19 protein-coding genes are annotated in these 12,615 nt (G+C 41.4%); 18 read left to right on the forward strand and 1 reads right to left on the reverse strand.

Annotated elements, in window-relative coordinates; genetic code table 11:
* Positions 1-214 precede the first annotated feature (214 nt).
* The 4 genes from L3V32_RS20740 to yciH all read left to right on the forward strand — a co-directional run bounded on the left by L3V32_RS20740 (position 215) and on the right by yciH (position 2,751).
* Positions 215-784: an SPOR domain-containing protein gene (locus L3V32_RS20740; protein WP_074190674.1), complete on the forward strand. Its 570-nt coding sequence runs from the start codon at positions 215-217 to the stop codon at positions 782-784.
* Positions 785-933: 149 nt separating this feature from the next.
* Positions 934-1,923: a D-alanine--D-alanine ligase gene (locus L3V32_RS20745; protein ID WP_012842287.1), complete on the forward strand. Its 990-nt coding sequence runs from the start codon at positions 934-936 to the stop codon at positions 1,921-1,923.
* A 128-nt stretch (positions 1,924-2,051) separates the two neighbouring features.
* Complete coding sequence (locus L3V32_RS20750; protein ID WP_005395460.1) at positions 2,052-2,438, forward strand: DUF3319 domain-containing protein; 387 nt, start codon at positions 2,052-2,054, stop codon at positions 2,436-2,438.
* Position 2,439: 1 nt separating this feature from the next.
* Positions 2,440-2,751 carry a stress response translation initiation inhibitor YciH gene (gene yciH, locus L3V32_RS20755; protein ID WP_237285090.1) on the forward strand — a complete coding sequence of 104 codons (312 nt, stop codon included), beginning with the start codon at positions 2,440-2,442 and terminating at the stop codon, positions 2,749-2,751.
* Between the two features lie 229 nt (positions 2,752-2,980).
* Here the strand turns inward: yciH and L3V32_RS20760 are convergent, their stop codons facing one another.
* A complete protein-coding gene (locus L3V32_RS20760; RefSeq protein ID WP_186585305.1) occupies positions 2,981-3,349 on the reverse strand; it encodes a DUF3693 domain-containing protein in 369 nt (122 codons plus the stop codon).
* A gap of 186 nt (positions 3,350-3,535) precedes the next feature.
* On the opposite strand from L3V32_RS20760, the gene L3V32_RS20765 reads away from it, so the two are divergent.
* The 14 genes from L3V32_RS20765 to L3V32_RS20830 all read left to right on the forward strand — a co-directional run bounded on the left by L3V32_RS20765 (position 3,536) and on the right by L3V32_RS20830 (position 12,607).
* The gene (locus tag L3V32_RS20765; protein WP_043048359.1) at positions 3,536-3,838 is read left to right on the forward strand and encodes a hypothetical protein; all 303 of its coding nucleotides are present in this window, start codon (positions 3,536-3,538) and stop codon (positions 3,836-3,838) included.
* A 2-nt stretch (positions 3,839-3,840) separates the two neighbouring features.
* Positions 3,841-4,041: a hypothetical protein gene (locus L3V32_RS20770; RefSeq protein ID WP_043048356.1), complete on the forward strand. Its 201-nt coding sequence runs from the start codon at positions 3,841-3,843 to the stop codon at positions 4,039-4,041.
* Positions 4,031-5,131 carry a replication initiation factor domain-containing protein gene (locus L3V32_RS20775; protein WP_086494966.1) on the forward strand — a complete coding sequence of 367 codons (1,101 nt, stop codon included), beginning with the start codon at positions 4,031-4,033 and terminating at the stop codon, positions 5,129-5,131. The genes L3V32_RS20770 and L3V32_RS20775 overlap by 11 nt, the downstream gene beginning before the upstream one ends.
* Positions 5,103-5,438 carry a DUF1293 domain-containing protein gene (locus L3V32_RS20780; RefSeq protein ID WP_063518146.1) on the forward strand — a complete coding sequence of 112 codons (336 nt, stop codon included), beginning with the start codon at positions 5,103-5,105 and terminating at the stop codon, positions 5,436-5,438. Before L3V32_RS20775 ends, L3V32_RS20780 begins: the two co-directional genes overlap by 29 nt.
* Positions 5,439-5,440: 2 nt before the next feature.
* Entirely contained in the window at positions 5,441-5,686 is a 246-nt protein-coding gene (locus L3V32_RS20785; RefSeq protein WP_005376279.1) for a hypothetical protein, read from the forward strand.
* Between the two features lie 28 nt (positions 5,687-5,714).
* On the forward strand, positions 5,715-5,906 hold the full coding sequence (locus L3V32_RS20790) for a hypothetical protein (RefSeq protein WP_237285091.1): 192 nt from the start codon (positions 5,715-5,717) through the stop codon (positions 5,904-5,906).
* Positions 5,907-6,040: 134 nt separating this feature from the next.
* Positions 6,041-7,309 (forward strand): chemotaxis protein, encoded by a 1,269-nt coding sequence (locus L3V32_RS20795; protein WP_237285092.1) that lies wholly within the window; start codon positions 6,041-6,043, stop codon positions 7,307-7,309.
* 224 nt (positions 7,310-7,533) lie between these two features.
* Positions 7,534-7,866 carry a DUF2523 family protein gene (locus L3V32_RS20800; protein ID WP_237285093.1) on the forward strand — a complete coding sequence of 111 codons (333 nt, stop codon included), beginning with the start codon at positions 7,534-7,536 and terminating at the stop codon, positions 7,864-7,866.
* Between the two features lie 3 nt (positions 7,867-7,869).
* Positions 7,870-9,291, forward strand: coding sequence for a zonular occludens toxin domain-containing protein (locus L3V32_RS20805; RefSeq protein WP_237285094.1), 1,422 nt, complete (start codon positions 7,870-7,872; stop codon positions 9,289-9,291).
* An 11-nt stretch (positions 9,292-9,302) separates the two neighbouring features.
* Positions 9,303-9,581 carry a hypothetical protein gene (locus L3V32_RS20810; protein WP_237285095.1) on the forward strand — a complete coding sequence of 93 codons (279 nt, stop codon included), beginning with the start codon at positions 9,303-9,305 and terminating at the stop codon, positions 9,579-9,581.
* Between the two features lie 456 nt (positions 9,582-10,037).
* Complete coding sequence (locus L3V32_RS20815) at positions 10,038-10,937, forward strand: hypothetical protein (RefSeq protein ID WP_086590910.1); 900 nt, start codon at positions 10,038-10,040, stop codon at positions 10,935-10,937.
* Between the two features lie 64 nt (positions 10,938-11,001).
* The gene (locus tag L3V32_RS20820; RefSeq protein ID WP_237285096.1) at positions 11,002-11,340 is read left to right on the forward strand and encodes a hypothetical protein; all 339 of its coding nucleotides are present in this window, start codon (positions 11,002-11,004) and stop codon (positions 11,338-11,340) included.
* Positions 11,341-11,466: 126 nt separating this feature from the next.
* Entirely contained in the window at positions 11,467-12,165 is a 699-nt protein-coding gene (locus L3V32_RS20825; protein WP_083110768.1) for a phospholipase D family protein, read from the forward strand.
* A gap of 226 nt (positions 12,166-12,391) precedes the next feature.
* Positions 12,392-12,607, forward strand: a complete 216-nt coding sequence (locus tag L3V32_RS20830) for a hypothetical protein (RefSeq protein WP_237285097.1) — start codon at positions 12,392-12,394, stop codon at positions 12,605-12,607.
* Positions 12,608-12,615 lie beyond the last annotated feature (8 nt).

Consider the following 12,615-nt stretch of genomic DNA (forward strand, 5'->3'; position numbering starts at 1 on the left):
GTAACGTTTGCCTATCGGTTTCATATCAATCATAAACGAATAATTTATTGATAAAACGCCTTCAGACCAGACATTGCATAAAATGTGGGCGATGCTTATGGAGTTTGTGTTATTCATCACATCAAAATCACAGATTATTGTATTTGATGCTTGATAAACGGCCCTGCTATCGGCATGATTTATCGTAATATTTATCCAGAGCATTTGTTACTTCATGAAAAAAATCGCAATCATCGGCTTGTCAGTCCTGCTTTCTGCTTGTGCATCTGAAACTTACATCACAGACGTAACTTCTGAAAGTTATCGAGAGGACTACAAATCAGATCGTATCTCTAAGCCAATTATGGCGTCTGAAAACGCTGTAGTAGAAAAAGACGTACAACCAACTGTTGTGAAAATGACGGCAAAGCCTGAAGAGAAGAAAGTAGTCAAGCTAACGCCAAAAGAGCAGGCGAAGCCAGTTAAGATCGTACCACCGAGTAAAAAGCAAGCAGGTATTCAACGATTCGGCTATACCATTCAAGTCGCGGCTGTGGGTAGCCAAGCGAAAGTCGATCAGTTTGCAAATAAGCTGCCACAGAACGGTCAGCCAATTTGGGAAAACTACAAAGTCATCAACGGTACTAAGTGGTTCTCAGTTTTATACGGAGACTACGCAACAAGCGCGGAAGCCAAGCAAGCGATTTCGACTTTGCCTGCTCAATTTCAGCAGTTAAGACCATTTGTTAAAAGCATTGACGCCATTAAAAACTCAGCTTACCCAACGCTTAACAAATTAAACTAACACATCAAATAAGGGAGCGAATAGCTCCCTTATTTATTTGTTCAAATCCTACTCGAACAAAATTCCTCACACTAAAATTACTGTACGTCACACTTCAAAGGTTTATCATAATAAATAGTATCTTTTGTAGGTCACGGAAAGATTGATTCATGATTAAAAATATTCTTCTACTATGCGGCGGCGGCTCTTCTGAGCACGAGATTTCATTATTGTCTGCAAACTTTGTCGAACAACAATTAAATCTTATTGAAGACGTTCACGTTACACGCGTAGAAATAAAAAACGAAGGTTGGATGACCAACCAAGGTGAGTTGGTTTACTTGGATCTCAATACCAAGCAGTTGTGCTCAAGTGAATCTAATCAAACCATCGATTTCATTGTGCCTTGTATACATGGTTTTCCAGGCGAGACAGGCGACATTCAATCTCTGTTTGAAATCGCAGGTATTCCTTATCTTGGCTGCGGGCCAGAAGCGAGTAGCAATAGTTTCAATAAAATCACATCTAAGCTTTGGTACGACGCTATCGGTATTCCCAATACGCCATACTTATTCTTAACGCGCAACGATGAAGAAGCTCATACTCAAGCTCATAAAGCATTTGAGAAATGGGGAAAAGTCTTTGTCAAAGCCGCTCGTCAAGGATCATCTGTTGGATGTTACAGCGTCACAGAAAAAGATAAACTTTCCAATGCAGTAAATGATGCGTTTGGGTTTTCTGACCAAGTGTTGGTTGAAAAATCAGTAAAACCACGAGAGCTTGAAGTTGCTGCATATGAGATGAATGGCCAGCTGCACATAACCAAACCAGGCGAGGTTATTGCACCTGACGGTGCTTTTTACTCGTACGATGAGAAGTACAGCAGTTCAAGTCACTCGCTCACCGAAGTTGAAGCGAAGAATCTAACCCAAGCACAATTAGATGCAATTCAGCACGCATCTGAAAGGGTATTTAAGCAAATGAATCTTCGCCATTTGTCTCGTATCGACTTTTTCTTAACGGAAGATGATGAGATTTACTTAAACGAAGTAAACACCTTCCCAGGTATGACTCCGATCTCGATGTTCCCTAAAATGCTTCAAAATAACGGGCACAAATTCCATGAGTTCTTGGAAGATTGTATAAACAGTGCAAAGTGATTAACGTTATCGAGGCGCGTTTTATGATAGAAATTGTTTTCTAGAGCAAGGTTTATTCAAGCCGTATTTGAATATTGCTCAGTAGCAATTATGATTATATCAACGCATTAAACAGATGACTCAGTGGTATGGCGATTTCAAACTATAGAGGTTTTAACCTGCAGTCAGGCGGACCAGATGGCAGTATTTGGAAGGTTAAAATCAAGAACCACGTCTTACAAGGTAGTTTGACGGCGGTAAAGAAAAGCATTGATTGGTGGTGCGATACCGCATCAATTATTGATCCCAAAGAGTTTGCTGCGCTTGGACAAAGAGCGCAGCAAGTTGGTGGTGCAAAATCAGAAGTCTTTAACGGTTATACGATTCAAAATGATACAGGTCAGCCCAACTCTTGGTACTGTATGTTTAATGGTAAACTGATTAAGGGTAGTAAAACTGCTATTCAACGTCATATCGAAGCTTATTTAGTTGCAAAGCAAAAAGCGATGCAAGCTCAACAACAAAAGAAACAATAGAATGACTCTGGTATATTCAACAGAAACCGGTCGAATTAAGCCGGAAGAAGAGAAAACATCTCGCCCCAAAGGCGACGGTATTGTACGAATTCAGCGCCAAACGAAAGGACGTAAAGGTAAAGGTGTATACATCGTTACAGGTTTAGACTTGGATGATGCACCTTTAAAATTATTAGCTGCAGAACTAAAAAAAGTCTGCGGCTGTGGTGGCTCGGTAAAAGATGGCAATATCGAAATCCAAGGTGATGCTAGAGACAAGATCAAAGCGCATCTTGAAAAGAAAGGCATGACAGTCAAATTAGCCGGTGGCTAATTTGCATTCAGGAAAACTCAGAATGGCGTCTAAAAGTAGACGCCATTTTTTATTTTAGTAAGTAATACGCTAATTGAAGAACAAGCAATCGCAGATTGATAGATCGATATTAGCTATTTTATGGTAAATAGCCATTATGTTTAATACTCATATTAAAGGCTTTAAATTTCAAATTCACAGGGGAATAGGAGTGCTCATTGGCAACATTTGGCGTACGATCATATTTAATTTAACATAATATACATAATGCGCACTTAGCTATAGCTACTTTAAGGTCGCCAAGCCACAACGCAAACATGCCACAAATCATTGAAATACTTGATAATCCTAGCCCGTTAAACTTTTTTGCAATCTTCGCCCAAGCTTGTTGAGCTTCATACGTTTTGGCTTTATCAGCAGCTAAATACACCAAAACGGATTCTGTATCTGCTCCAATTTCTTTAGCAAGAAAAAGCGCTTCATTTTCAGTTAGATAGCGTTGTCCATTTCTAATTGCGCTAATCTTTTGGCGGCTTAACCCCAAATCATGAGCAATTTGCTTATCTTGAACATAGTTCTTTGCCTTTTTATAGGCATCTAGCAGTTGATTTGTGTACATAGTCGCACCTCCTGTCTTGATTATTGTATACCCGCAGTCCACAAAATGCGGTCTTTACAGTCCTGAATTTTGTGGCTTATAGTCCACTTAAATCAGGATTTAGACCGCCTTAGCTTGGGGCGTTTGCCCTTGACGCTTACGTCTTGGCTTTGGCGGTCGCTCTCTCAACTAGTCAAGGTGGTTGTTATGGTCGTATTAGAAACTGAAGTTCAAAACGTCAACGTTAAAACGTTAACGCTCCGTCATTTCGCTGTGTCTCACGTTCCCGCTTTCAAGCTGTGCTACATCACTACAACAGACATCTTTGAAGAAGTCGTTGTTCCTTTCAATCATTTTGGCTACTGCATTAGCACATTCGAAAACAACCAAGAGTCCTTTGGTTATCTCTCGGTTGGTGATTACGAGTTTCGTTTTGAATCTGACGAATATGAAGTTCTATGCCGCTTCCTAGGCACGGCACCTCAAAAAGCAACTGGTTTGGAAGCTTAATTATGGATTCCATTTATTTCGATGATGAACCCCAAATCGGAATCAATGTGTATTTTCCTTGGGGTCACCATTTCTTTAAGAACCAAGCTGAATTCAACCAGTTTTTACACATCCATTACGGCAATGATGCTTATCAACTGGTTGAAATTACAGATGAAAATTACAACGAATTGCTATTAAAGGGGGTCTTTCATGCAATTTAAAGATGAAACACGCCCAGTCAAAATTGACCACTTGGCTTTTACGTTTAACTACGGTGATTTGCGCCATCTTGATAAGTCAAATGACCAAGATTTCATTAACTTGCAGATGCCTGAGTTTCGTCAACCTACTTCTAGCACTCCAGATGCCATTGAAAGCGCAATGGATCGTCATAAAGACAAGGTTCGTAAAGTGCTCTCGCATCGCTTTGATGAATTCATGTCAAAGATTTTCGGCTTTCGTTTATCGCCTATGCGTGGCCGTGGATTGCATGGCTATCAAGATTCGATGGTGATTCTTGATAAGACGGGAACCGTTGAATGTGGTTTGGTTGGTATTGGTGGCAACAATGACACGGTATTCGTCCAAATCAACGGTACTGGCTGTACCAAGCTTTTTGATTACACCACGCATAAGAAAATACATTTCTGGTTAGCTACGGTGCTTGGTGTTACTCGCCTCGCCCGTCTTGACTTGGCTGTCGACGATTACACGGGAGTTTTTGACTGTGGCTATGCAGAAATATGTTTTTACAACGGTGCGTTTCGTACGGCTAAGCGTGGTCGTGGTCCCTCAATGGTTCCACATAAGCGCATTACTGAATCTGGTGAATTAATGGAAGAAGCAACGATAGTAGGTTCACGTTCTTCAACCGTTTATTGGCGCATTTACAACAAAAAGTTGGAGCAAAAAATTACTGACCCTGAGGTCATTTGGTATCGAAATGAAGTTGAACTGAAAAAGTGCGACGTCGATATGCTCGCCTCTCCTGCTTCGGCTTTTGCTGGTCTCTGTGATTTTGCCGCCAGTATTGAACCGTCTGAACCCGTCAAGTTTTCCAAGAATAAAAAGGCTCAAGGTTTGGAGTTTTTCTCTCGTATCGCTTGGGCTCGTCGCCAGTGCGGTAAAGCGTTATCTGAGGTCATTGCGATGACTGAGGGTGACTTAGGGGAAGCGTTTGGAATGCTTATTCCCGAAAAATACAGACGAACAAATTTTAACGAGCTAGGCGTACCGGACGCTTACGCTCATCTCAAATCCTTAACTTTGGAGAGTCAAGGCTATGCCAACAATTACAGCAGTAGTTATTAAGAAGTTCCCGAAATCGGGTATGGAGTTCGCGGAGCTTTCAGTTCTTCGTACGGTTGAAGAAGTTGACGTTGAGAAGTTTCAACAGCGTGGTATCGGTTTAAATACTGATATTCCTTTTAACAAACAACCAATTCGCATCAATCTGGAGTACGCAAACCAGTTAATCAACACCAGAGCGTTTGTGCCTAATCGCGAATATGAACTTCGCTTTGATGTGAATATTGATGACCCTCTTGATATTCAAGTTAAGGAACTTATCCCGCTTGATGACGATATTAAAAAACACTTTCAAGCGAGCCTTAAATAATTATGACTCTCTCAGTCTGTGCGGAAATCCTCACTGATGGAACGATTAAAGCTTTCCCCTACGAGCCGTTAGCCAATTGCACGTTCGTAGTGGTGAGCAATGACGACTATCAGTTGATGGCGACTCGCGCAAACTTGGAGTTTGATATTGATGCAGCATTTTACGCTGAGATAACAGGTTATTTGCTGCTCTCATTTGTGTCCGGTCATGTGCTCGGACGAATCGTTAAAGGGCTTGGTAAAGCCTAATCCTGTAAAACCTTTTGGAGATATTCCTATGAAAAAACTATCTGTTCTTTTGGCTACTGCGGTGGCGTCTGGCTCTACTTTTGCTGCTGACCACTCTGAGGCTATCAAGGCGGCTACAAACGAAGGTCAAGCAAACTACACGCTAGTTGTGGTTGGTCTGATTGGTCTAGCGGCTATCGGTTTCGGTCTTCGTATGATGATTAGCGCGATGCGTTCGTAATCACTATGCAAGAGACGTTAACCGCCATACTCACCCTACTTTTCGCTCTCTCGATGTTCGGTGGATTCGTTGGGGGTTTTAAGTCTGGTATTAACGCCTCCTAGTGGGGCGTTATTTTTTTATAAGGAATATAAATGAGTATTAAACAAAGCATTGCGTCACTGGTTATTTTGCTGAGTGTTTCGTTTAGTGCTTTTTCTGCTACTGAAACTATTTACTATATGGCAGATGCTAGGGCTTCTTGTGGTAGGAATAACGTGTATGGTTTATCACACTCTGAATTGGCTGATAATTTTGCCGCTGAAGTGGCGACTTGTACTCACAATCCACCTGTAACTAGACAGCGTATTTTTTTTCAAGGTGGCGGTCAATATGGTGTTGAGGCGTATGATGCGGCTAACACGCGCTTTTCTGGTAATATCTATGAGCGTTCTGCAATATGTAACGATGGTGAAACGTTTAATCCTTTTACGGGCCAATGTGAGGGGGCTCCTGTTCCTTTCTGTGAGAAGCCTGACACTATAAATCAAATTAACCAATTCAAAGATGCCTGTTTTGATAAGGGTAATGGTTGGTCTCCTTATGTCTCCTGTAGTGATGCAACAGAATCATTAAATATGACATGTAATCCACCTCCACCCGAATCGTGTGAACCTGGCTCTCCCTCATTTCCTGCATGTTTGGATGACGATAGTAAATGTGATGAGACTCACCCTGATTGGAATCCAGAATACGGTATGTGTTGTAGTCCAGAAAATAACTGGTGTGACGTTCCTCCACCTGAGTCCTGTACCATCTTTTCCCCAAATTGGCCGGAATGTTCGGGTGATACTGATATAGACCCTCCGACGGGTGGCGATTTAGGCGACCCTGATAAACCATCTGGCGGTGGCGGTGGTGGTTCTACTGACCCTGATAAACCTGAGCCGGATGTTGATAATACTAGTGACACTCTAGCGGCTATTAAGGCGATGAATAAGGATGTTAACTCTCAGCTAACTGGTATCAATAACGACATGAATAAAAACCAAGCTGAAACCAAATCCGCTTTGGATGCTCTCAAGGCGTCGGTTGATTTAAATACCGATACGGTTGTCGATAATGCAAACCATGTAGCTAATGCAATTAGTGGTCAGTCCGATATGTTGTCTGATATTGGCAATAACACAAATCGCTTATTAACTTCTGCAAATAACCTTTTAAACAATGGCTTTGGTCAACTATCCAAAGACCTTGGCGACTTGGAATCAACTAACCAAAAGGGCTTTGGTGATGTGGTCGATGCTATTGAGGGGTTAGGTAAACCTATGGTTGACGGTGGCGGCGGTGGTGATGCTGTATCTCTCTATTCGGCTACCCAATTACACAACTTAAACGCTGAAGTTAGTGCTCTTAGAAATTAGTATCAGGATTTATTAAAACAGTACCGCGCTTACTTCAACTTTACGTCTGATGTTAACGGCGGTGATTACAACGCTCATAACATCGAACTCACGGTTCGCGGCAATGTAGTCCGTCAACAGAATGCTGTTATGGCGGCGTTACAGGATAACGCCGGAATCATCGGGGCGGTGGTTCTGTTTGTATTTGGCTTGCTAGGGATAAGAGCAATCGGAGGGGCTTTCTAATGTATGAGTTTTTTCAATACATCACCAACATGGGTGACACCATTATTAACTATTTCAATAACGCAGGTAGCTATTTTGACCAGTTCTTTGTTTGGTTTGATATTTGGTGGATTAAGAAAAAGCTTGAATGGTCTGTTGATTTTCTGCGTATCTCTTATTTGGTGGCGACAACATTATTAGATGAGATTGGTTTTAGCTCCCTATTCTCTGATTTGTTTAACTTGCTCCCCTCTGAGCTTCGTTACTGGGGGATATTATTTAAAGTGCCTGATGGGATGGCTATTTATGCGAATTGCGCAACTACTGCACTTGTAATGAGAATGTCGAGGTAATTCATGATTAGTCTTCGTACTGGTGGTAATGGTTCTTACAAATCAGCGTATACGGCTTGGTTTGTGATTCTTCCTGCTCTTAAAGCTGGTCGCGTTGTGGTGACTAACTTTGAGGGTATGCAGCCCTTAGAAGAAATTGAAAAGCGCTTGAATATTAAATTCCCTTCATCTGCTAAGTTGATTCGTATTTTCTCGCGCTCTGAAATTGGTATTGAACTTTGGCAGCATTTCTTCTGTTGGTGCCCTCTTAATGCGCTCATTGTCATCGATGAGTGTCAGGATATCTTTTCTAAAAACATCGGCTTTGATGGTCGAAAAATTAAATATCGCCCTTTAGAGGAATTCCTCCCAAACCTACCTAAAGGCTATAAGGAGTTTTTCGATTCTCGCCACGTTCCTGTCGATTTGAGTACGTTGCAATCGTGTGAGATAGACGATTTAGGCGTGGCTGAATACGACGAAAATGGTCGCATAATCTACCCGTTAACTTATAACGAGGGCTTTATGCGTCATCGAAAATACAACTGGGATATTGAGTTGCTCTCTCCTGATTGGCAACAGATAGATAGCTCAATCAAGGCGTGTGCTGAGCAAGCTTTCTTTCACAAAAATAGGGATGGTTTTTTCTTTGCTAAGCGTAAACCGTGGATATACAAACACCCTACCAATGTGACTAAACCAGTTATTCCGCAAAAGAAAGACGCAAACCTATTCCCTCAAAAAATCCCTTTGGAAGCGCATCTACTTTATAAGTCTACGGGTACGGGTGCGGCTACTAAATCAGGTGGCTTGAATACGCTGTTTCGTTCTCCGAAATTCTTTCTAGCCTTGTTCTTAATGATTGCTTGTCCGGTGTATTTTATTTATGGCGCTATGGATTTACTTACTGAAGATGAAAGTCAGGTTTCAACAGATGAATTTGAGACGAAAACTAACAGCCAAAATTTGGAACCTGTTCCGGCTGGACGGGCTTCGACGTCTACTCAAGGGGATTCTGTTTTATCTAGCGGTGGGACTGCTAATTCGAGTAGTCAGCAAAGCGGCTCTCCTTTTGTTCCTGTAACGGATGTTCTCTATTTTGAGGGGCTTCAATCTGCTTATCTGTCTGGTTTTCATAAGAAGACGATCATTAAACAGAAAAACGGAATCAATCTGAGAACGGCTAACTTTGATGTGGTGATTAACGCCTATACCGACGACGGGCTTTATTCAATCAACAAACGTTATCTCGAAGCGGTGGATGTCCAATTTGAGCTATTGGACGAATGCTTAATGGTTCTCAAGCAAGGTGAGCTTAAAAGCCTGATAACGTGCGAACCATCCACTAATGACCGTGGTGGTCGTGATGATTCCATTGAGACGGATGTCGCCAGTATTGGCTCTCTACGTGGTCAAGCGATGACTGAAAACTCTTTTTTGATGTGAGGTAAGGCTGTATGAATTTTATAGACAAGTTGCAAGGGATAAGCGCTGGATTCTTCGTGGTGGCTATGACTTCGCTGATTTGTATTACTGGGTTTGTCAGTTGGGCTACAGTGAGTTTAAAGGGGGCTGAGTTGCTCTTTTGGGTTTCCGCTTCCTTGGAGTTCTTAGATTTGCTTTGGATATTCTCTTTGGGGATTTTTCTCGGTTGGTATTTGTCTCCACAAAAACAGCCCCGCAGGGATAAGGAGTTGCGGAGCGACGACGGGGCACCAAGCCGCCCACTTAACTAAAGATAGCCACTCCACTTAATCGGCGCGGTTAGCAACCCAAACTCACTTGGGTTCTGCCGCCCTCCTTTCCTGCTAGACCATTCAAAACGCCCAGGGCACTCCCAAGTGTCGGCTCTATCTCACCTCTCCCATAGTTCTCTAAATCAATCGAGTGTCGAGATTGATTCTTCTATTTGGCGGTTGCCCGACAATAAGTGACGACGACGAAGACTGAGGAGGAGGAGCGCAGCGGAGGGCAAACCCCCGTTCTGTATCACGGGGGTAAATTCCACCATGCTTCAACTGTTCGATGAAACCGTGATTAGGCTCAAATAAGCAATCAAACACCTATGCAATAGATTTATCTCATTGAAACTATGAAGTTTGCCTATTGAGCATATCGAAAGGAAACTGCACAATGTGCGGATAATAGGAGGCGAATAGCCGTATACAAGCGTTATGTGAAAGGAGGTAAAAATGGATGAAGCACGAGTACTAAAATCCGGTGAAGTTGTCACGGCTGAAGATCTATATTTTATGGAAAATGTTGAGAAAACAGATTTTTGCTGTGATGAGTGCGAGGTACCACTGGTTCCTTGCTCATACATAAAAGACTTCAACTTACGAAAGCCTTACTTTAAAACGTTTCCTGATCGGAACCATAAATCATGGTGTGAAACTGAAAGCGCATCAAAAATAAGGAAAAAAGGACTGCGCTCTAGGTTAGCTTCTGAAGAGGGTTTTCCATTGATATACCCCAACCGCTTTAAGTTAAGGAAAGAAAGTGCCTCAGAAGCATCTGGTACTTCCAGTAAACCCGGAATTAGAAAAGCAAGGCTTGGGACAAGGAACTCCAATGAGTTTCCAGACAACAATCGCAAATCAAACTATGAGACGAGTTCGTTCAAAAGTATCGTTAATGAGTACTTCGACTTCCCCCATGACAGAGATAGGGAGCTGTTTTTTGAAGGAGTTAATGCAGATACATATGCTACAGTTTTTCAACGAATTGAAAACACCTTAGGAAAGCAACGTTTCCGTTTGCAGGGTGAGGAAACTAAAGTTTACTACTCTACATTATCGTGGAAATTAGCAGAAGTTGTTAATGATATTTTGAGGATCGAGCTTTCCCGGGGTAAGTGGGTTGATAAGAAAAACGTACGGCCATACTACGTTGAAATCGATATGTCAGATTGGCCAAAGCAAAGTAAAACCAAATTTATCAATCGTTATAAGGCTGTAGTTGAAACCGTGCGTGGTACGTCAAAGAGAGCTTTAATAGCCTTTTTGGGGAAGCAGGACATTGAAGATGATTACTTTAGGTTCTTTGCTCAACACCGTCTGCTAATTGATTTTAAACTGTTCCACGATGTGTGAATTCACATAACAAACTGTTTAAGGGGAGTTATGTTCTTATCGAAAAAGGAAAATGAGGTCAAACATGGTAGTAATTGATTCGAAGGGAAAGTGTTTCATCTGCGGAGAGAGAAAAGTTACAGGCTCCTGGATAGGTGCACAAGGAGAAATAGGTGTTTGTGTTATTTGTGCTACCAATAAACTGCCTCAGTTAATAGCGGATGCGGTTTATGGTGCAATGCCTCCCAAATCATACCATTCACGTCCAGTCGAAAATGCCCAAAAACACTTAGACACAATAAAGTCCAACTATTTTGAAGCATTGGCAAAAGCTGCTTTACCGGATGCTAAAGGGGTATCTGATGAAGAACTGACGGCTTATGAAGAGCGAGTATCAAGTACATTGTTGGAGCCAAGAACATAACAAAGCGTTTAACATAGATTTGGCACGCGTGGTATTTGACCACGCGTTTTTAATCTTTGCTACTTGATCCAATATTTCCTTAGTCTTAGCCTATGTGTGCTAGGTTTTATATGTTAAGGATATGAAATGGCAAAGTTTTTAAATACAAGTGCTACAAACTACTATCTCGAAGAGCTTATCAAGAACGCATCGGAAAGACTGATCCTTATCAGCCCTTTTCTTAAGCTTAATGATCGAATTCGAGAGCTTTTAGAAGATAAAGACCGATTAAAAATCGACATCAGAATTGTCTATGGCAAAAGCGAACTACAACCTGATGAGATCAACTGGCTTAAAGGTCTCTCCTTTGTACGTACGAGTTTTTGCAAAAATCTCCATGCAAAGTGCTACATGAACGAAAGTGCTTGTATCATTACAAGTTTAAACCTCTATGAGTTCAGCCAAGTAAACAATAACGAAATGGGCATCTTCATTGATCGTGACCAAGACCCCGATGTCTACAAAGATTCTTATGAGGAAGCGCAACGCATTATTCGTATTAGCGATGAAGTTCGTATTTCGTTAGAGAAGATTACATCATCTGTCAATGACCCTGCTAAAAGTGAAGAACCAGAACAAGCCAAGCTTACTTCATCCAAACTAGCCAAGAAGCTCAAGATTAAAACAGATGATTTCCTTCAGATGTGTGTAAGCAAGGGCTACTTATCTTTCGATGATGGAAAACATTCTTTAACCGAAGAAGGAAAATCGTTAGGTGGTGAGTTCAAGTACAGTAAGCGTTTTGGTCCTTACTTTATTTGGCCAGAATCATTAGAAGTGGAATAGAAAAATAAGGTGTATTAGATCGTAATCGACCTCACAGGTTTGATGATTAGTTTATGATCAAATCCTAGAGATGTTCCGTTGGAACCCTGACTCAAAGCTGGACATTTTTGTGAGTTAACTAACTGATTTGCGCTAATGGTTATAATGAACACCTTGAAATGTATATTTTCATCCACATATCCAAATAGGTGCAATGTTGCACTGCATTCTATTTGTAGGATTTATTATGAAAGATTCAGAATATGTAAATTTTTCAGAAGATTATGAGCTAGATCGTCATCTTGAATTGGTAGGAAAGTCTAAGTCTATTAAGAACCGAGCGTATCTAAGAGAACATACTGGTCCAAGAGCTAAAGAAGAGTTAGATAAGACATTCTTAACACATGATGAGTTTAAGCCATATGTTAAGCAAGACAAACCATACTTAGATAATCCGGCTTAGTTTCCATT

Source organism: Vibrio sp. J2-4 (assembly GCF_021728155.1).
Lineage (GTDB): Bacteria > Pseudomonadota > Gammaproteobacteria > Enterobacterales > Vibrionaceae > Vibrio > Vibrio diabolicus.

Bases quoted from the DNA above. Each gene is read 5' to 3' on its own strand.
- yciH (WP_237285090.1), top strand. From the start codon at position 2,440: ATGACTCTGGTATATTCAACAGAAACCGGTCGAATTAAGCCGGAAGAA.
- L3V32_RS20790 (WP_237285091.1), top strand. From the start codon at position 5,715: ATGAAAAAACTATCTGTTCTTTTGGCTACTGCGGTGGCGTCTGGCTCT.
- L3V32_RS20760 (WP_186585305.1), bottom strand. From the start codon at position 3,349: ATGTACACAAATCAACTGCTAGATGCCTATAAAAAGGCAAAGAACTAT.
- L3V32_RS20830 (WP_237285097.1), top strand. From the start codon at position 12,392: ATGAAAGATTCAGAATATGTAAATTTTTCAGAAGATTATGAGCTAGAT.
- L3V32_RS20740 (WP_074190674.1), top strand. From the start codon at position 215: ATGAAAAAAATCGCAATCATCGGCTTGTCAGTCCTGCTTTCTGCTTGT.
- L3V32_RS20780 (WP_063518146.1), top strand. From the start codon at position 5,103: ATGCCAACAATTACAGCAGTAGTTATTAAGAAGTTCCCGAAATCGGGT.
- L3V32_RS20815 (WP_086590910.1), top strand. From the start codon at position 10,038: ATGGATGAAGCACGAGTACTAAAATCCGGTGAAGTTGTCACGGCTGAA.
- L3V32_RS20805 (WP_237285094.1), top strand. From the start codon at position 7,870: ATGATTAGTCTTCGTACTGGTGGTAATGGTTCTTACAAATCAGCGTAT.
- L3V32_RS20820 (WP_237285096.1), top strand. From the start codon at position 11,002: ATGGTAGTAATTGATTCGAAGGGAAAGTGTTTCATCTGCGGAGAGAGA.
- L3V32_RS20745 (WP_012842287.1), top strand. From the start codon at position 934: ATGATTAAAAATATTCTTCTACTATGCGGCGGCGGCTCTTCTGAGCAC.
- L3V32_RS20810 (WP_237285095.1), top strand. From the start codon at position 9,303: ATGAATTTTATAGACAAGTTGCAAGGGATAAGCGCTGGATTCTTCGTG.
- L3V32_RS20750 (WP_005395460.1), top strand. From the start codon at position 2,052: ATGGCGATTTCAAACTATAGAGGTTTTAACCTGCAGTCAGGCGGACCA.
- L3V32_RS20770 (WP_043048356.1), top strand. From the start codon at position 3,841: ATGGATTCCATTTATTTCGATGATGAACCCCAAATCGGAATCAATGTG.
- L3V32_RS20795 (WP_237285092.1), top strand. From the start codon at position 6,041: ATGAGTATTAAACAAAGCATTGCGTCACTGGTTATTTTGCTGAGTGTT.
- L3V32_RS20765 (WP_043048359.1), top strand. From the start codon at position 3,536: ATGGTCGTATTAGAAACTGAAGTTCAAAACGTCAACGTTAAAACGTTA.
- L3V32_RS20800 (WP_237285093.1), top strand. From the start codon at position 7,534: ATGTATGAGTTTTTTCAATACATCACCAACATGGGTGACACCATTATT.
- L3V32_RS20825 (WP_083110768.1), top strand. From the start codon at position 11,467: ATGGCAAAGTTTTTAAATACAAGTGCTACAAACTACTATCTCGAAGAG.
- L3V32_RS20775 (WP_086494966.1), top strand. From the start codon at position 4,031: ATGCAATTTAAAGATGAAACACGCCCAGTCAAAATTGACCACTTGGCT.
- L3V32_RS20785 (WP_005376279.1), top strand. From the start codon at position 5,441: ATGACTCTCTCAGTCTGTGCGGAAATCCTCACTGATGGAACGATTAAA.